The organism is Pseudoalteromonas sp. 2CM32C (assembly GCF_023161925.1).
Taxonomy (GTDB): domain Bacteria; phylum Pseudomonadota; class Gammaproteobacteria; order Enterobacterales; family Alteromonadaceae; genus Pseudoalteromonas; species Pseudoalteromonas marina.
In genome coordinates, this window is the sequence record NZ_JALNTI010000002.1 from 326,350 (window position 1) to 346,147 (window position 19,798).

At 39.4% G+C, this 19,798-nt stretch carries 14 protein-coding genes; 11 read left to right on the forward strand and 3 right to left on the reverse strand.

Going from position 1 to position 19,798, the window contains the following annotated elements; translation table 11 throughout:
* Positions 1–2 precede the first annotated feature (2 nt).
* The gene (gene astA / locus MTF67_RS05350; protein ID WP_248518925.1) at positions 3–1,037 is read right to left on the reverse strand and encodes an arginine N-succinyltransferase; all 1,035 of its coding nucleotides are present in this window, start codon (positions 1,035–1,037) and stop codon (positions 3–5) included.
* Between the two features lie 45 nt (positions 1,038–1,082).
* Positions 1,083–2,288 carry an aspartate aminotransferase family protein gene (locus MTF67_RS05355; RefSeq protein ID WP_248518926.1) on the reverse strand — a complete coding sequence of 402 codons (1,206 nt, stop codon included), beginning with the start codon at positions 2,286–2,288 and terminating at the stop codon, positions 1,083–1,085.
* A 182-nt stretch (positions 2,289–2,470) separates the two neighbouring features.
* On the opposite strand from MTF67_RS05355, the gene MTF67_RS05360 reads away from it, so the two are divergent.
* Positions 2,471–2,899 (forward strand): Lrp/AsnC family transcriptional regulator, encoded by a 429-nt coding sequence (locus MTF67_RS05360; protein ID WP_006791771.1) that lies wholly within the window; start codon positions 2,471–2,473, stop codon positions 2,897–2,899.
* A gap of 31 nt (positions 2,900–2,930) precedes the next feature.
* On the opposite strand, the gene MTF67_RS05365 is transcribed toward MTF67_RS05360, so the two are convergent.
* Positions 2,931–3,845: a hypothetical protein gene (locus MTF67_RS05365; protein ID WP_243534112.1), complete on the reverse strand. Its 915-nt coding sequence runs from the start codon at positions 3,843–3,845 to the stop codon at positions 2,931–2,933.
* Positions 3,846–4,233: 388 nt separating this feature from the next.
* On the opposite strand from MTF67_RS05365, the gene MTF67_RS05370 reads away from it, so the two are divergent.
* From MTF67_RS05370 to rluF, 10 genes are all read left to right on the forward strand, one after another.
* Positions 4,234–4,536, forward strand: coding sequence for an isoamylase early set domain-containing protein (locus MTF67_RS05370; RefSeq protein WP_008127875.1), 303 nt, complete (start codon positions 4,234–4,236; stop codon positions 4,534–4,536).
* Between the two features lie 9 nt (positions 4,537–4,545).
* Positions 4,546–6,537 (forward strand): 4-alpha-glucanotransferase, encoded by a 1,992-nt coding sequence (gene malQ / locus MTF67_RS05375; RefSeq protein ID WP_248518927.1) that lies wholly within the window; start codon positions 4,546–4,548, stop codon positions 6,535–6,537.
* On the forward strand, positions 6,538–8,775 hold the full coding sequence (glgB, locus tag MTF67_RS05380) for a 1,4-alpha-glucan branching protein GlgB (protein ID WP_248518928.1): 2,238 nt from the start codon (positions 6,538–6,540) through the stop codon (positions 8,773–8,775).
* Positions 8,768–10,831: a glycogen debranching protein GlgX gene (gene glgX / locus MTF67_RS05385; RefSeq protein WP_248518929.1), complete on the forward strand. Its 2,064-nt coding sequence runs from the start codon at positions 8,768–8,770 to the stop codon at positions 10,829–10,831. Before glgB ends, glgX begins: the two co-directional genes overlap by 8 nt.
* Positions 10,824–13,355 (forward strand): glycogen/starch/alpha-glucan phosphorylase, encoded by a 2,532-nt coding sequence (locus MTF67_RS05390; protein ID WP_008127866.1) that lies wholly within the window; start codon positions 10,824–10,826, stop codon positions 13,353–13,355. Before glgX ends, MTF67_RS05390 begins: the two co-directional genes overlap by 8 nt.
* Before the next feature lie 18 nt (positions 13,356–13,373).
* Entirely contained in the window at positions 13,374–14,675 is a 1,302-nt protein-coding gene (glgC, locus tag MTF67_RS05395) for a glucose-1-phosphate adenylyltransferase (protein WP_006791778.1), read from the forward strand.
* A gap of 70 nt (positions 14,676–14,745) precedes the next feature.
* Entirely contained in the window at positions 14,746–16,281 is a 1,536-nt protein-coding gene (locus MTF67_RS05400) for a glycogen/starch synthase (RefSeq protein WP_248518930.1), read from the forward strand.
* Between the two features lie 92 nt (positions 16,282–16,373).
* On the forward strand, positions 16,374–17,588 hold the full coding sequence (locus MTF67_RS05405) for an HDOD domain-containing protein (RefSeq protein ID WP_033025164.1): 1,215 nt from the start codon (positions 16,374–16,376) through the stop codon (positions 17,586–17,588).
* 15 nt (positions 17,589–17,603) lie between these two features.
* Positions 17,604–18,689, forward strand: coding sequence for a DUF418 domain-containing protein (locus MTF67_RS05410; protein ID WP_248518931.1), 1,086 nt, complete (start codon positions 17,604–17,606; stop codon positions 18,687–18,689).
* Between the two features lie 64 nt (positions 18,690–18,753).
* Positions 18,754–19,719, forward strand: a complete 966-nt coding sequence (gene rluF / locus MTF67_RS05415; protein ID WP_248518932.1) for a 23S rRNA pseudouridine(2604) synthase RluF — start codon at positions 18,754–18,756, stop codon at positions 19,717–19,719.
* Positions 19,720–19,798 lie beyond the last annotated feature (79 nt).

Sequence of the window (19,798 nt, forward strand, 5' to 3'; positions counted from 1 at the left end):
TTTTACAGGCGGAAAAAACGCGCTGCATCTCCTTGGGATAGATTAAGGGCATCAGCCACTTCTTGGCTTATTACTAATGTGTGCTTAGCGTGGTTATAGTGGGCGTGCTGGGTAAAGGTTGCTCTAAACCCACTTACACCTTGATTGCAAATGGCTAAAGTATCTGAGCTGTGCTGGCTAATATGTTCCAGCTCACCAATTGTAATAGGGCATACTTGAGACTCACGAACACTGCGAATATTACCAAGCTTAGCTTCTACCGTTGGCCCTGCATCAAACAAATCAACGTAGCCACGATGCTCAAAACCTTCTTTTTCGAGCAGTTTGAGCGCCGGTTTAGTTTTGTCATGCACATGGCCAATCACTGCTTGGGCTTTTTTACTGAGTAAGTTGACGTAAATAGGGTATTTAGGCATTAATTCACTAATAAACACTTTATCGCCAAGTCCCACTAAGTGATCAGCCTTGGGGAACTCAATACTAAAAAAGTGCTCTTGCAACCACTGCCAAAACGGTGAATGGCCTTCTTCGTCGCTTACGCCACGCATTTCAGCAATTACGGTATCGGCAAAACGCTCGCTGTGCTGGGCCATAAATAAAAAGCGTGAGCGTGATAAAAATCGACCGGTTAAACCTTTGCGGTTGTTTTCGCGCAAAAACAAAGTACATATTTCAGAGCATCCGGTGTAATCGTTACACATGCTTAAAATATCAACGGTGTTATAAACATTAAGTGTAGGTGAGTGGTGTACTGTTTTACCTAAATGGTAATGGTACAAAGGCACAGATAAGCCAACAGCGGCTTCTATGGCGGTAGTACCAATGACTTCACCTGTTTCGCTATCTTCTAAAACAAATAGGTAGCTCTCATCTAACGGCTGACTGATATTTTTAGCAAAGCTTTTTTCGGCGCGGTCTATTTTGTCTTTTAATTGCTCATCGTCCACCGGAAGTGAGGTAAACCCATGGCCCGATTCAATCGCAATTTGCTTAAGTGCAGCAAAGTCATCAGTGGTAATAGGACGTAATACTTGCATTTATTACTTACTCCAACAGCGCGCCCTGAGGCGCGCTTAATTAAATTAGCCGTTTACTACGTCGCTTACTGCTTTTTCAAAGCGTGCTAGGCCTTCTTTAATGTCTTCAAATGGAATAACTAAAGAAGGGGTAAAACGAATCACGTTCATGCCTGCAACAAGGTTCATTAAACCATTGTTAGCACTGGCAACTAAAAAGTCACGTGCGCGGCCTTCATATTTATCGTTTAATACAGCGCCAATAAGTAAACCTTTACCACGTACTTCGCTAAATACGTTGTATTTTTCGTTTATTGCGTTTAAGCCATCGCGGAATAACTGTTCACGCTCTTTTACGCCGTTTAGTACATCAGGTGTATTTACGGTATCAAAGGCTGCTTCTGCTACTGCACAGGCAAGTGGGTTGCCACCGTACGTAGAGCCGTGCGTACCTATTTTTAAATGCTCTGCAATAGCAGTGCGTGTGATCATAGCACCTATAGGAAAACCACCACCTAATGCTTTAGCAGTCGTTAAAATATCGGGTACTACACCTAAGCCTTCGTAAGCGTATAAATCGCCAGTGCGGCCAACGCCTGTTTGTACTTCATCAAAAATTAGCAGTGCATTGTGTTTGGTACATAATTCGCGTACTTTTTTAGCAAATTCGTCGGTAGGTGAAATAATGCCGCCTTCACCTTGAAGTGGCTCCATCATCACGGCACATGTTTTATCACTGATAAGTGCTTCAAATGCTGCAATATCGTTGTAATCACAATGCATAACGTCGCCAGGTTTTGGGCCAAAGCCATCAGAGTAAGCAGCTTGTCCACCCACCGTTACAGTAAAAAATGTACGACCGTGAAAACCTTTGTTAAACGCTATAATTTGTGACTTTTCTTCGCCGTATACGTCAAGTGCAAAACGACGAGCAAGCTTCAGAGCCGCTTCGTTAGCTTCTGCACCTGAGTTTGCAAAATACACTTTATCAGCAAATGTCGCTTCAACCATTTTTTGTGCTAAACGCAGGGCAGGCTCGTTAGTCATTACATTTGATAAGTGCCAAATTTTCTCGCCTTGCTCTTTTAGCGCATTAACAAGCGCTGGGTGACAGTGGCCTAAACAATTAACGGCAATACCGCCTGCAAAATCAATAAACTCATTGTCATTTTGATCCCATACACGTGAGCCTTCGCCTCGCACTGGAATAACTGCCGACGGGTTGTAGTTTGGCACCATTACATCGTTAAATAAGTCTCTTGTTACTTGCATTATGTACACCTAAAAATTGTGAATATTGAATAAAGATTAGCAAAATAAAAACGTTAGCGTTTTCTCAGCTAGGTAATTTTTGTTATTAGTGGTTATTATCGAAGGTTATAGGTTAAATTTGCAGTGCTATTTTGTGAAAATTGATTACAATAAAAGTCAAAATAACGAAATCAATAAGCAATATGATAACTCCACAAGATGAAAAGTTACTTTCTGTCCTTAAAACCAACGCTAGAGCGAGTATTTCTGATTTAGCTAGAATTCTTAATTTATCGCGTTCTACAGTGCAAAGTAGGATGCTTAAATTAGAAGAAACGGGTGTTATTAAAGGCTATAGCGTTGATTACGGCGATGCTTTTTTAAGTAAAATGGTATCGGCACATGTGTCAATAAAGGTGATTCAAAAGCTTACTACTAAGACGAATATTGAGCTAAAGCAAATTGATGCGATATCACAGCTTTATGCTATAAGTGGTGAGTTTGACTTAATTGCAGTTGTACAAGCACAAAACTTAGAAAAACTCAGCCACTTACTCGATGATATTGGTAATTTAGATGGTGTGGAACGCACAACTTCTTCGGTTATTTTAGAAACCAAGTTTAAACGTTGATGTACTTCCTATGTGAATTTATGTTTTTGCACTATGGGAGAGCGCGTTTGACAACCACTTTTTTTGCTTTATCAAGTTTTATAAAGTAGGCATTACCACCAATTCCTTTAAACTCTTCGTCGGTGAATACAATTGTATTATCGTCATAAAAAGTGATGGCTTCTTTTTGCGTAACGATGCCTAAATCTATTTTAGACACATCACCAGAGAAAAACTGATCACCTTTAAAGTTCTCAAATAACCAAATACTGGTAGAGTCAAGTAGTACGAGTTTTTTACGATCTGGGCTTAACGCTGCAGAGGTTATCCAGCACAGTTTTTCCATTGTTGTACAGGTTTTAAATGATCCTATTAATTGGGCTTTAAAGTTAGCAGCGTGGTCGCCTACTTTATATAAATTTGTAATGCCATCAAAAGGTTCTGTGCGGTTTTTAGTGAATAAATAAAGGTGGCGACCCAAGGCTACAAACGCTTCTAGATCAAAATTACGATTACTTGGTTTTATTGGATTGCCATCCATTTCAGGGTACGTAAACTTTATTATTTCGGCATTTGTTGTATCGGTTTTGATATCAATTGGATTCTCTATTTTATAAATAGTAAGCCAACGCCTATCATTTTTATTGTTACCAAAATCACCTAAAAAGAAATGACCAAATTTATTTTGAGTCATGTCTTCCCAATCAATGTTTTTAGCATTAGAAACTAAAATTTCTTGCGCAATCGACCCATCTTTATTTAAGCGGTAAAGCTTTGGATCGTCACCCCCATCATTAATTGCCCACAAGCGATCGCGCTTATCAAATTCAATGCCTGATATTTCTTTGAGTTTAGGGTCGAATGAAATTTCCTTTTTACTGTATAAGGTGTAGATTGAGGAAATAATAAACACTGCGACAACTAAAAAAATGAATGCCGTAGTTAATAAAATGCTTTTTTTCAACATGAAATTTACGATATTTCAGAGCGTTAAATTGATGTGTATTATCACTGATGTGAATACGTAACAAAAGCAGTTTCTTGAGTAAGCTCTCTCATTACTTCAAACCAAATCATCAGTGTAATTAAGATAAGTATTAAATGGTTAAAATCGCTCCAATTGGTTTGAAAATTGCTCTGTAATGTATATGCAATTCTTAATGTCTATATTTTACGCTTTATGCACTAATAAAGTGCGATAAGTAAGATTGCCTGCACTGTAATAAAGCGTAAACAAAAGTTTGCTTTACTACGGTTAGCTTAAAGTTTGACTGAATACATTCCCACATCGCCAGCTTAAAAATAGGCCCTGTGGCAATAATTAAATACCTTTTACTGTTTAGTTGGAGCCTACTATGTTGCACAAACGATTTTTTAAAACAAAAGATGAAGCGGAAATCACCTTTGAATTTGCTCACCCAGATGCGCAAGAGGTCTGCTTAATTGGCGAGTTTAACAGTTGGCAGCCCGTGCCAATGAAGCTTAATAAAAAACAAGGTGTGTTTAAATGCAAACAACGCCTTCCTCTTGATCAACAATACCACTTTCGTTATTTAATAAATGGCGAATTTTGGGATAACGATCATAAAGCAGACGCTTATGAGGCTAACAGTTTTGGAACTGAAAATAGTATTGTTAACACCCAACGTATTAATTAAGGCCTGTAAATGAACGAACTTTCGCAGTTGTTTTACTTACACGGTATTGGTTATGAGTTTACTAAATACACAGGCGAGCAGATATTTTTCAGTGAAGATACACGTAAGCGTGCCCTGCAATGTTGTGGTGTTGATACCAACAACTATAACAAAATAGCTCAATTAAATTACAAGCTCGATGTAGAGCCTTGGATGCAGCTCTTGCCAAATGTAAGTTTAATTGAGCAAACAGACTTTTATTTAAAAGTGAAAATAGATGACAGACAACTTAGCCAAACTGCATCAGTAAGTGTTGAACAACTGGGAATAGAGTGTGAATTTACTAACCTTGATGATTTAATAATTACAGGCGAATACCACTTTAATGGCGTCCGTTATATTGAAATTGCACTGCCTTTACCTTCAATACCAATAGGGTATTACCACGCAGACATTACAGTAGGTGAACAGCACGCAAGTACTGAGATCTGGTCTGTGCCCGAGCGTGTTTTTCAAGTTGAAGACACAAAAAAAACGGGGGTGTCGGTTCAGTTATATACGCTTAAAAATAATGAAAGACTGGGAATTGGCGACTTTTCAGATTTACTCACGCTAGTTGACTTGTGCTGTGAGCACAATATGGATTACATATTGCTCAATCCTCTGCATTTGTTGTTTTGCGACATGCCTGAGCGTGCAAGCCCATACAGCCCTAATAGTCGAGCGTTACTAAACCCTTTATACATTTCTGTTGATTTGTGCGAAGACAGTAAAAACAATGCTGAATTAGCAAAAATTATGCAAAGTGATGAGGCGACTTCTCTTTTAAATAAAAGCGGACAGTTTATTAATTACGAGGATGTTAGTTGCGTTAAATATAAATTATTTAAAGCACTGTACAACCATTTTGAATTAACAGCCAGTAAGCTTCGTCGTGATGCATTCAATGCTTTTTGCGATAAACATCAGCCCACCTTACAAACAATAGATTCACAAACCTCTCTTTTTGATTATTACCTACAGTGGCAAGCGCATCTTCAACTTGGTTTATGTCAAGAGCGGTCCAAGAAAGGAGGTATGGCAATAGGTCTGATTAATGATTTAGCTGTTGGGTGTGCTGGCGATGGTGTTGAGTTCAAATCACAACAGTCATTATTCGCCGATAATGCCAGTGTGGGTGCACCGCCTGATCCTTGGGCTGAGGGCGGGCAAGATTGGGGGTTACCGGCTTTAAACCCGCAAAGTTTAGCACACAATAACTACTCATTTTACCGTTCGTTAATTCGTGAAAATATGCAGAATGTAGGCGGGCTAAGAATCGACCATGTTATGGCTATTCGCCGCTTGTGGTGGTGTTTTGAAAATAATGGTCAGCGAGATGGTTGCTATATTTATTACCCCTTTGAACATTTGCTGGCTATTTTGAAAATAGAGTCGCATATTAATCAAAGCATAGTTATAGGTGAAGATTTAGGCATTGTGCCACCAGAAGTAAAACATGCATTATCAAGTAGTGGTATTTTTTCAAACAGTTTGTTTTATTTTGAAAAGCAAAACGATGGTGATTTTTTACCGTTACACGAATTACCCCCTCAGTGCTTATTGATGATTGCAAATCATGATGTACCGCCCTTTACAGGCTGGTGGCAGCACGATGACATAGCTATAAAACAACAATATCACTTAATTGACGACGAACAATCAACGCAAATTACCAACCAGAGAATCGATGAAAAAACGCGATTGCTTCGTTTTATCAATGCTACAGCTAATCTTACATTAACGATACACAGCGATGCTAAGTCGGTTTACCGTGCGCTTAGCCAGTGTTTAGCTGGCTCAGATTCTCGATTGTTTGCACTACAAATAGATGATTTAGATGAACAGAAATATCCGGTGAATATTCCTGGTACAGACAAAGAATATCCAAATTGGCGACGTGTATTAACACATACATGTGAAGAAATTTTTGCAAACAACGCCACGCTTTTAGCTGCAATCGATTCAATAAGGAAAGGTTAAATGAGCAGTACAGCTTCAAATAGTTCGGCATTACCTAAATCTCAAAGCGCTGACTACGATGCCCAAGTTAATGCACTTAACATAGGGCGATTTAAAGACCCATTTAGCTTTTTAGGTGCACATAAAGTAAGTGAGTCAAATATAGAAGTGCGTGTATATTTACCTGATGCCCACCATGTTTCTTTGTCAATTGACAATCAACTAGTTGAAACGCAAAGATATAAGCACAGTGATTTATTTATAGCCCGTGTAAGTCAGTTGCCTACCTCGCCTTATTTATGTACAGCCAAATATAGCGACACTTCGACTACGTTTTTTGATGAATATAGTTTTAACAGTGAGCTTGATACAGATGCCATGTACTTATTTAACGAGGGCAGTTTAGAGCATGCATACTTGCACTTTGGCGCGCACTTTACCAACCAGCAAGATGTAGATGGCGTTCGTTTTTGTTTGTGGGCACCTAATGCAGCCAGCGTTTCAATTATTGGTGAGTTTAATTTTTGGCAAGCGAACCGACATTTTATGCGTTTTCACCCTGCCAGTGGTGTGTGGGAGTTATTCATTCCCGAGCTTAAAGCAGATATGTGCTACAAATTTGCCATTACAGCGCAAAGTGGTGAGGTAATAGAAAAAGCAGACCCTTACGCTTTTAAAATGCAACAGGCTCCAGGTACCGCGAGTGTTCTTCAATACAAACCAGAGGCAATAGCGTTAAGTGAACAAGCAATAAGCAATAGGCAAAAGCGTAATCATATAGACGCACCAATCAGTATCTATGAGGTGCATTTAGCGTCGTGGCAGCGAGGTGAAGGTAATCGTTATTTGAGTTACACTGAGCTTGCCGACAAACTCGTTAGTTACGCGCTTGAGATGAACTTTACCCACTTGCAGCTTATGCCCATAAGTGAATACCCGTTTGACGGTTCATGGGGGTATCAGCCTGTTGGACTATTTGCTCCAACCAGTCGTTTTGGCGATTACAACAGCTTTAAATATTTTGTTGAGCAATGCCATAAATATAACGTAGGTATTTTACTTGATTGGGTTCCTGGGCATTTTCCAAGTGATCCCCATGGTTTACACCGATTTGATGGTACACACTTGTACGAACATGCCGATATGCGCCAAGGCTTTCATCCAGATTGGAATACTTATATTTATAATTATGACCGTCCAGAAGTTAAGAGCTTTTTGATTTCTAATGCAATGTATTGGCTTCATCAATTTGGCTTAGATGGTTTAAGAGTAGATGCCGTTGCGTCAATGTTGTACTTAGATTACAGCCGCAAAGAAGGTGAGTGGATACCTAATTGCTATGGCGGTCGCGAAAACCTTGGTGCAATTGAATGCCTCAAACAGGTTAATTTACGCAGTTATAAAAACAACCCTGGCATTATGATGGTGGCAGAAGAGTCGACTGCTTGGCCAGGTGTTACACAGAGTGTTGAGCATAATGGCCTAGGCTTTGGCTATAAATGGAATATGGGGTGGATGAACGATAGCTTGTTGTATATGCAACGCGATCCACTTTATAAGCAACATCACCATCATGAAATCACGTTTTCGATGGTATATGCATTTAGTGAAAACTTTATTTTACCGCTGAGTCACGATGAAGTTGTTCATGGGAAAGGCGCGCTAATTGAAAAAATGCCGGGCGATGATTGGCAAAAATTCGCAAATTTACGTGCTTATTATGCATTTATGTGGGCACACCCAGGTAAAAAGTTGTTATTTATGGGGGGGGAAATAGCTCAACGTGCTGAGTGGGGGCATGATCATTCTATTGATTGGCATTTACTACAACATGAAAGTCATAAAGGTATAAAGCAGACAGTAAAAACGTTAAATGAGGTTTATAAAAATCAACCCGCGCTGTATGAACTTGACTCAAGTGCCGCAGGATTTGATTGGATTGACAACAATAATAACGAGCAAAGCATTTTAAGCTTTGTACGTTACGCTAAAAATGCCCATGACTTTGTAGTTGTGATTGCCAACTTTACGCCTATGTCATATCAAGAATATACCTTAGGCGTTCCGAGCAAAGGCGTTTATAAAGTAATAATAAACACAGATGAAAGCGAATTTTTTGGCTCGGGTATTAAAGTATCGCAAAACCAATCAAATACTGTTGTCACTAACGACAATCCTCAACATGGTTTTAACCAAAGCATCACTATTGCTATGGGTGGCTTAACAACAATTTATTTGCAAAAGGTACAAGATGAGTAATCAATTTGAAGTAACTCACGGCCTTGTTGAGCCTCTTGGCTCGAGCTTGCATTTTAATGGTGTTAATTTTTCATTGTACGCGCCAAAAGCGACACAAGCGTATGTGTGTTTATTTGATAAAAGTGGCCACTCTGAAATACTAAAAGTGGCTATGAATATAAATGAAGGTGGTATTTGGAGTATCCATATTGCACCGCTTAATACTGGGGCACTTTATGGGTTTAGGGTTGAGGGTGAATATAACCCTGATACTGGCTCGCTATTTAATGAACATAAATTATTAATTGACCCTTACGCAAAAGATTTATTTGGTGAGTTTACATGGAGTGAACGCCATTATGGCCAAATGCCAATAGGCACAAAAAGTACCGTTAACAATGCCATTGATATACCAAAATCAAAAGTGTCATCAATTGATTTGTATGAACATAAAAAACCGAATCACAGATGGTCAAAAACAGTCATTTATGAGTGTCATGTAAAAGGGACTACGTGTCGTCATCCTCAAATACCTAAGGCACTGCAAGGCAAATTTTTAGGATTGAGCCACCCGCATTTTATTGACCATATAAAAAGTTTTGGTGTAACAGCAATAGAGCTACTCCCTGTGCATGCTTTCATTAGCGAGCAATTTTTAACAGGCAAAGGCCTACAAAATTATTGGGGATACAACACGCTTAACTTTTTCACTCCTCACAAAGACTACTTGGTAAACGACGATATTAACGAGTTTAAACAGATGGTTAAGGAGCTTCATGCTGCAGATATTGAAGTTATTTTAGATGTTGTTTACAACCATACAGCTGAAGCGGGTAATGATGGCCCCATATTGTCGTTGCGCGGCTTAGACAACCTTGCTTATTACCGCACAGTAGAAGCCCAACCCAGTGTATACATAAACGATACGGGGTGTGGTAACACCATTAATATAGATCACCCAAAAACGTTGCAGTTAGTGCTCGATAGCTTGCGATATTGGGTTGAAGTAATGGGTGTTGATGGCTTTAGATTTGATTTAGCAACAATACTGGGCCGCTCAAAGGCTGGGTTTAGTTCAGCGCATACGTTTTTACAAACTATTGCTCAAGACCCTGTTTTAAATAAGATAAAGTTAATTAGTGAGCCATGGGATATTGGCCCTGGTGGGTATCAACTCGGGGCTTTTCCTCCACCTTGGCGAGAGTGGAATGACCAATACCGAGATGTAATTCGTCGTTTTTGGAAAGGCGATGAAGGGATTATAGCCAACGTGGCTAAACGCTTACATGGCTCGTTTGATATATTTGAGCATAGCCACCGAGGCCCATTAAATAGTATTAATTTTATAACCAGCCATGATGGATTTACGCTTGCAGATTTAGTGAGTTACGAGCATAAACACAATGAAGCTAATGGCGAGAATAACAGAGATGGCCACAGTGCTAATTACTCATTTAATTGCGGGGCAGAAGGCTTTAGCACTGATGAAAAAGTAGCCGTATTAAGATTACAACAACAAAAAAACTTTTTACTCACATTAATCCTATCTAAAGGTGTGCCTATGATTGCTGCTGGCAGCGAAATGGCACATTCTCAAGGGGGTAATAACAATGCATATTGTCAAAATAACCGTACGAGTTGGCTTGCCTGGAAAGAGTCACAACTTAATCATTCATTGACTCAATTTATAGACGACGCACTTAGAATTAGGCGTGCTCATAGTGCATTTAAACACAGTGTGTTTTTAGACGATATAGATGAACGTTTCACAGTGAAATGGTTTACCGAAACAGGTGACACTATGACAGATTCGCATTGGCATGAGAATTCGCGTCAATTTTTAATGTATAGCTTGCTTGATAAGCAAAATAAACACGCATTACTTATTGTATTCAATGCTAATAAAAAATCAGTCAGTTGTCAGTTGCCTCCATCACCTATTAATGCCTCGTGGCAAATGGTTTTATCAAGTGTAAATAATGCATCTTTAACAACTCACCAAGATGCACCCGTTGAAATTTCTGCACAAAGTAGTTGGGTTTTTAGTGCTAACTTAGAGGACGTAGCTAATGGCTAAGCAAGTTGAACAAGTATGTGTTGTAAAGGGGTGGCAAGAAGGCCCAGTAATAGACGAAAGCACCTTAAAAGATGATTTAACGCGCCATTTTTATTACACCCTAGGGCGAGACAAAGTTGGAGAGTCGCAGCTGTATTTGTACCATGCATTAGCATTGACGATCCGTGATCGTTTAGTGGCACGGTGTCGAGAAACTAATAAAAAAATCAAACAGCAAAAAAGCAGAAAAACCAGTTACCTTTCACTTGAGTTTTTAATGGGGCGTGCTCTGGGAAATGCGGTATTAAATCTTGATTTAGAGGATCAAGTGTCATCGGCACTACAAGAATATTGTACTGAAATTGAAACAGTTGAAGACGCAGAGCACGATGCAGGCCTTGGTAATGGTGGCTTAGGACGCTTAGCTGCGTGTTTTTTAGATAGTTGTGCAAGTTTAGCTTTACCCGTTGTGGGTTACGGCATTAGATACGAATACGGAATGTTCAACCAATCAATTAATGATGGTAATCAAATAGAGCAACCCGATAATTGGCTTCGTGAGGGTCACCCTTGGGAGCTAAGTGCTCCCGAGCACTCTAAGCGCATTAAGTTCGGTGGTTATGTAAATAGTTATACTGATAAACAAGGTAGGGAACACCGCCAGTGGGTTAGTAGCCATGACGTGTTAGCAGTGCCTTACGATGTGCCCATTCCTGGTTATAAAAACAATATTGTAAACACGCTACGCTTATGGAAATCAGAAGCGACTGACGAATTTAACCTAACTGAATTTAACGCGGGTAGTTATTCAGAAGCCGTTGCACAAAAAAACTTAGCCGAACAAATCACTATGGTACTTTACCCTAACGACAGCAGTGAAAATGGTAAAGAGCTACGACTGCGCCAACAATACTTTTTATCATCAGCGAGTATTCAAGATATTGTTGATCAGTGGGTGAGTGATCATGGTGAAAGTTTTACTGATTTTGCCGATTACCATGTTTTTCAATTAAACGATACTCATCCAAGTATTGCAGTGGCAGAGCTTATGCGAGTGTTAGTTGATGATTATGAGCTGGACTGGGATGATGCATGGCAAATAACTACAAAAACAATGGCCTACACAAACCATACATTATTGCCAGAGGCGTTAGAGAAATGGTCAGTTTCATTATTTTCAAAATTGTTACCCCGTATTTTAGAAATAGTATTTGAGATAAACGCACGTTTTCTAGCCGAAGTTGCACAGCATTGGCCTGGTGATGTCGATAAACAGCGAGAGCTATCGCTAATAGAGGAAGGTGGCGAACCGCAAATTCGCATGGCTTATTTAGCCATTGTGGGCAGCTATTCAGTTAATGGTGTTGCTGCACTGCATACAGAGCTATTAAAAGCGGGTTTATTTAAAGAGTTTTATACACTTTGGCCTAACAAGTTTAATAACAAAACCAATGGGGTGACACCTCGCCGTTGGCTTGCCCATTGTAACCCTACATTGAGTGAATTGATTAGTGAGAAAATAGGCACCGATTGGGTACGTGACTTTGCTCAAATAAACCAGCTACGTCGTTTTTATGATGACACATCATTTCAAGCACAGTGGCAAAAAGCCAAAGTAACAAACAAACAACGTTTAGTTGATTTAGTGAAAGAGCGCTGTGGTGTAGAGTTTGATGTATCCATGATGTTTGATGTACAAGTTAAAAGGATTCATGAATACAAGCGTCAGTTACTAAATATACTCCATGTTATTCATTTATATGACCGCATTCGCCGTGGTGATACACAAGGGTTAGTGCCACGTTGTGTTTTACTAGGTGGTAAGGCTGCACCGGGTTACTACATGGCTAAAAAAATAATTAAGCTAATCAATAATGTGGCAGATGTGATCAATAAAGATCCCCTCGCGTCGTCGTATTTACGCGTGGCTTTTTTACCTAATTACAATGTGACAGCCATGGAAGTTATTTGTCCAGCTACTGATTTGTCTGAGCAAGTTTCAACTGCCGGTAAAGAAGCTTCAGGCACCGGTAATATGAAGTTCATGATGAATGGTGCATTAACTATTGGCACGTTAGATGGCGCCAATATCGAAATTAGAGATGCCGTTGGTGCCGATAATTTCTTCTTATTTGGTGCAGAGGCACATCAGATTGATGATATTAAGTCGCGTTATAACCCCGCACATTTAATTGAGCAAAATAGCGACTTAGCCAATGTTATGCACTTGCTAGAAAGCGGGCACTTTAATTTATTTGAACCTTGCCTATTTGACGATGTAATTAATGCAATTAAGAGCCCACACGATCCATGGCTTGTTGCACATGATTTCGAAAGCTACGTATCTGCACAAAAACAAGTAGATAAAGCCTATGCTGATCAAGCTTATTGGACGCAAATGAGTATTTTAAATACCGCTGCCAGTGGCATATTTTCAAGTGATAGGACCATAAGCCAATACAGTGACGACATTTGGCATTTAACCCCACTCAATACTAGTGACACTGACTCAACGACAACTACCAGTAAAGCCACTAAAAGCTAGATAAATGGAGAGAATAGTATGCCTAATTATGCAAATCGCTACATAAGTAGCCTAACTAGAGAAACGTATGCGTTAATACTGGCTGGTGGTCGTGGTTCTCGCCTGCACGAATTGACCGACTGGCGTGCAAAGCCAGCCGTTTACTTTGGTGGTAAACACAGAATTATTGATTTTCCTTTGTCTAACTGTATCAACTCGGGTGTTAGGCGTGTGGGTATAGCAACACAGTATAAATCTCACTCACTTATTCGCCACGTAAATCGAGCTTGGGGGCACTTTAAAAAGGAATTAGGTGAATCGGTTGAAATATTACCTGCATCACAACGCCATGGTGATGAATGGTATTGCGGCACCGCCGATGCTGTTTTTCAAAATATGGATATTATTCGTCATGAGTTACCTAAATATGTAATGATTTTATCAGGCGACCACGTTTATCGTATGGATTACGGTGCATTGCTTGCTGAACATGTTCAAAAAGGGGCCGATATGACCGTGTGTTGTATTGAAGTACCTGTTGAAGAAGCTGCAGATACCTTTGGTGTAATGACAGTAGATGAAGAAAGCCGTGTTTGTCGTTTTGATGAAAAGCCAGCAATGCCAAGCTCAGTGCCAGGCAAGCCGGGTACATGTTTAGCATCCATGGGTAACTACATATTTAATACTGAGTTCTTATTTGAGCAACTAAAGAAAGATGCTGAAAATGAAGGGTCAGGACGTGATTTTGGGCATGACATAATCCCCGCTATTATTGAAGAGCATAACGTTTTTGCATTCCCATTCAGAGACCCTCAACAAGAAGGTCAGCCATATTGGCGCGATGTAGGAACACTCGACTCATTTTGGGAGGCTAACATGGAACTTGTTATGCCTGAGCCTCAACTTGACTTATACGACCCAGCGTGGCCAATTTGGACATACCAAGAGCAATTACCCCCAGCTAAATTTATATTTGATGATGACGACAGGCGAGGAATGGCCCTTGACTCTACAGTTTCGGGAGGGTGTATTATTTCGGGTTCGGCAGTAAGAAAATCATTGTTGTTTTCTAACGTGCATGTGCGCTCGTTTTGTGAAATTGAACAATCGGTTATTTTACCGGGCGCTATTATTAACCGCGGATGTAAAATTAAACGTGCAATAATAGACAGAAGCTGTGAAATACCTGCAGGGCTTGAAATAGGTTTTGACCGTAAAACAGATGAAGAAAATGGTTTTAGGGTATCAAAAAAAGGCATTGTACTTGTTACCCGCGACATGCTTAGTGAACTTGCTAAAAAGTTAGAGCGTCAAACACAAGAAAATAAGAAACTAGCTTAATACAGAGTTAGGCAAAACAAGCTTGCCCTAAAGCGGGTAAGCTTATTAAAACAAAGGAAGCAGTAAATTAATGCATGTATTAATGGTTGCAGCAGAGAACGATGCGTTACCTAGCGCTAAAGTAGGCGGTGTAGCAGATGTAGTCCGTGATGCCCCGAAGGCTCTTGCGAAGCATGGCGTATCGGTTGATGTAGTGATCCCAGATTATGGATTTGAGCCATTAAATAGGCATTACATAGGTGAAGTAACAGTGGCGTTTAATGCTCAATCTCATGTAATGACCTTGTTTAAAGTGGATCAAACAAAAAATAACATAACTCAAATTGTAATAAGCCACCCAATGTTTAGTGATTCAGGTAGTGTTTATTGCAATGATGCACCGGGTAGGCCATTTGCAACGGATGCAACAAAGTTTGCGCTATTTAATGCGGCTGTTTGCGAAGCATTATTGCAAGGACTACTTAAACGGCCTAGTACGCTGCATTTACATGACTGGCATAGCGCATGCGTTGCTGTTTTACTTAAGTTTGAGCCACGTTACAGTGTTTTACACGATATACATTTAGCGTACACAGTGCACAATTTAGCACTACAAGGAATAAGGCCTTTTAAGCACGATGAATCGAGCTTAGAAGCTTGGTTTCCATCATTAAGTTACAACGGGCAACACTTGTGCGACCCAAGGTATGCAAATTGTTTTAACCCAATGCGAAGCGCCATTAATTTAGCAGACAAAATTCATTTAGTGTCGCCTACCTACAGCCAAGAAGTGCTTAAACCCAGTAATTACAATGATGGCTTTTTTGGTGGTGAGGGGCTTGAACAAGACCTACAAAATGCAGCCGAACAAGGTAAAGTGGTCGGCATTTTGAATGGCTGTGAATACCCTGCATTGGAAGTAGTAAATGCAGTTATGGACGAGTTGTACAACGAGGCAGAAAAAAGCTTATTTGCTTGGATGAGCAACAGCGAACAGCTTGAAAGCGTTCACTACATTGCGCACCAACGATTAAAGCAATTTAAAGCGACACCAAATAATGGGCCAATTGTTACAAGCGTAGGTAGACTCACAGAACAAAAAGTATTGTTATTATGTCAGCCATTAAATGGTGAACTTGCGATAGACGCAGTATGTAATAGTATTAATGAACAGGGTGGGCGTTTAATCATATTAGGCTCTGGCGATAAAGCGCTAGAAGCATTGTTTACAAAAGCCATGGCACGTAACGAAAATTTACTATTTTTAAAAGGTTATGCGCAAAAAGTAGGTGATTTAATGTATCAATTAGGTGATTTATTTTTAATGCCTAGTTCGTTTGAGCCTTGCGGAATAAGTCAAATGCTGGCAATGCGCGCAGGCCAACCTTGTTTGGTACATAGTGTTGGCGGATTAAAAGATACGGTAAAACACAATCAAAATGGGTTTAGTTTTAATGGCGCAACATTACGTGAGCAAACACATACTTTGCTTTCATGTTTAACCGAAACGCTAGCATTTTATAAACAACATCCAAAAAAATGGCAGCAAATAAAATCTAATGCTAAAGCAGTACGCTTTTCGTGGTCTCAGGTTGCAAGTGATTACATTTCAACCTTGTACCGATAAAGTTTGTTTAATTTAACTTAAGCGAAGTGACATTTTAGATTATTTACGCTATTAATAACTTGGTATTAATGGAATTAAATAAAGTAGGTAAAGTGTCTGTATTTGTTGCAAGGCAAGCAATTTTCAATCGGCGTCAAAAAGTAGTTGCTTACGAGCTACTTTTTAGGGACAGTCCTAAAAACTTTTTTCCTGATATAGCCGAAGGGCAGGCAACTGCACGGCTTATTATGGAAAATCAACTTAATTTGGGCACACGCCATATCACCTCTGGTAAAAAAGCGCTCATCAACATTGGGCCTGAATCTTTAGAGCTTGACCTGTGTGCCTTTTTACCGTGCCAAGATGTTGTAATAGAGCTTCTTGAAAGCATAGAGCCCACTGATACAAATTACGAGTTATGCCGAGAGCTCTTTCATAGTAATTTTAATTTAGCCCTTGATGATTTTGTATACAAACCACAATGGGATCGCTTTTTAAAGCTGGTTAAACTCATAAAATTTGATATAACCATAACCCCATTAGACGATATTCACCCTATTATAAAAAAGCTCAAAGATCACAAACAAATTAAGTTACTCGCAGAAAAAATAGAAACTCAGGAAGAATACGAAGTTGCCGCTGGCATGGGCTTTGATTACTTTCAAGGTTACTTTTTTGCAAAACCCACCATGATGAAGCACAACGACATTGATTATAACTACGGGTTAGTCGTTGCAATATATGCTGAAATAATGGGCCCCAATCCAGATTTAACCAAAATAGCAGCGTTGTTTGAATTGGATGCCGCACTGGCTTATAAATTACTACGTTTAATTAACAGCGGCGTATTTCCCATACAAAGTAAAATAGCCTCCTTAAAGCAAGCGCTGGTTTATTTGGGCCAGGAGCGGTTAAAAAAGTTTGTTAGTTTAATTGTTACCGCTCACACCGCTGGTAAAAAGCCTGCAGAGCTAATGCAAGTGTGCGTCGTACGTGCGCGCTTTTGTGAATTGATTGCTAAAAAAGTGGCCAAGCATCAGTCAGGAGAGGCGTTTTTAACCGGCTTGTTTTCGCTTCTTGACGCTATACTAGATCAACCAATGAGCTTGCTTGTTGAAAAATTACCTTTCCAGGATGATATAAAAGCAGCCTTGCTCGAAGAAAAAAACACACTGTATTACATTTTAAAAGTTGTTAAAGCATACGAAACTGGCAGCTGGTGGGCACTCGAACAAGCTGTTATATTTTTAAATATACAAAGTGATATACTACCAGAGCTTTACCAGAAGTCGGTTGACTGGGCCGACAGCTATAAAAATAATATTTAACGGAAAACAGCTTTAATGCGTAATTATAATATGGACTTTATTCGCGGCATTGCCGTGCTTGGCTTAGTGTTTATGAATGGCTATGCCTTTGGTTTTATGGAATTTGGTTATGTGCCTTTAACCATCCCCCCTGTAAGCGACACCATCATTGAATATTTTAATATACTGTTTATAGAAGGCCGATTTAGAACGCTGTTTAGCTTACTTTTTGGCGCAGGTTTGTATATTCAATGGCAGCGCTTTAAATCATCGGTGCAAATAAAAAGTAGATTATATTGGCTCATAATTTTTGGTCTTATACATGGCTTTTTACTTTGGGCTGGTGATATTTTGTTTGTTTATGGGGTGTCTGGCTGGTTTATTATTAAATATCTAGACACCGACAACCCTAAGCTATTGCAAAGAGGGCTTGAGTTTACTGGGCTCTCGGCGGTTGTTACGTTTTTAGTGTTGTTCACTATTCCTGACGATCAGAGCTTTCGTGATTATGCCAAGTTTATTGAGTTATTTAGTCCTCATTACAGTGATTACTTTAATGAAAATCTTTTTATAAATATCCTTATGCTAATCACAGTGCCGCTAATGACGATGTGGATGTGCGTTGGCATCATGCTAATTGGCATTTACGCGTATAAAGAGGGAATATTTAACAAAGGTCTATCAAATCAGCAGTTGTGGGTGTGTGGCTTAGGTGTACTTATATTTTGTAGTATACGACTAAGCACATCAACGCTTACTGGTGGTTTGGGTATGAGTTTACAAGAAATTTCTAACATGTTCGCTGCTCTGTGTATGGCTGGGCTTTATATTCATGTAATTGTTAAGTTTTGTAAAAATAGCCCACAGTTTGGCAAACTAATACAGCAGGCGGGTCGCATGGCATTCACACTGTATATAAGCCAAACCTTTATGCAATTACTTATTTATAGAGTGTTATTTCCAGAGTGGATACTTAGCTTTAATAGAATAGATTACTGGTTAGTTGCTGCTAGCTTAGTTGCTGTGCAGTTGTTATTTACGTTATTTTATAGTCGTTATTTTAAACAAGGGCCGCTTGAAGTGCTGTGGCGCAAATTAACCGACATTAAATCGGCGGCATAACTCGCATTTTTAGGTGGTTTGGGTATACACTAGCGACCCTAAAAAATTAATACTATTAAGTGATATGACCGAATTAAAACGTTTAAATAAATTTATTAGTGAAACAGGTTTTTGTTCACGCCGTGAAGCCGATAAATATATTGAGCAAGGTCGTGTGTCAGTTAATGGAAATGCGCCAGAAATGGGCGTGAAGGTTGCAGCAACCGATGTAGTATTGGTCGATGGCAAACCATTAAAAACGCCACCTAAACGCGTTTATATTGCTTACAATAAACCGGTGGGTATTACATGTACAACCGAACGTAAAATCCAAAGCAATATTGTTAAAGCGGTTAATTATCCCGATCGTATATTTCCAATTGGACGCCTAGATAGACCTTCTGAAGGGTTAATATTTTTAACTAACGAAGGCGACATTGTTAATAAAATTTTGCGTGCGGGTAATAACCACGAAAAAGAATACGTCGTCACCGTAGACAAGCCTCTTAACCGCCAATTTGTATCTAAAATGGCCAACGGCATTCCTATTTTAGATACTGTTACTAAAAAGTGTAAGGTTACACAAACAGGCCCTAAAGAATTTAAGATCATTTTAACTCAGGGGTTAAATCGCCAAATTCGCCGAATGTGTGAGTATTTAGGTTACGAGGTGGTGACTTTAAAGCGCACTCGTATTATGAATGTAACATTAAAAGGCTTAAAAGTGGGTCAATGGCGTCATCTATCCGATGTTGAAATGGCGCAAATAAACGACTCAATTGCTGACTCAGGCAAAACCCAAGAGCACTCGTTAGATACTAACAAGCAAGTTGATAAAAATGCTGCTATATCACCTAAGCGCGACTTTCAGGGTGAAATCCCTCGTCGTAATAAGCAAAAAGAGCGAGGCGATGAGCAAAAAAATAATCGAACTAATGCACCATATCAAAAACGCTCTACAACCTATGTTGGTAAACCAAAAACGGCAAAAGCAAATAGTGCATCTATCAATAAAGCAGGCTCACGCACTAAGCTAAGTTTAAAAAAATAAGCTAAGCAATTACCACTGTATTTATTTAAGTTATAAAAAATGCCACAGTTTACGCTGTGGCATTTTTATTTAGTTAAAC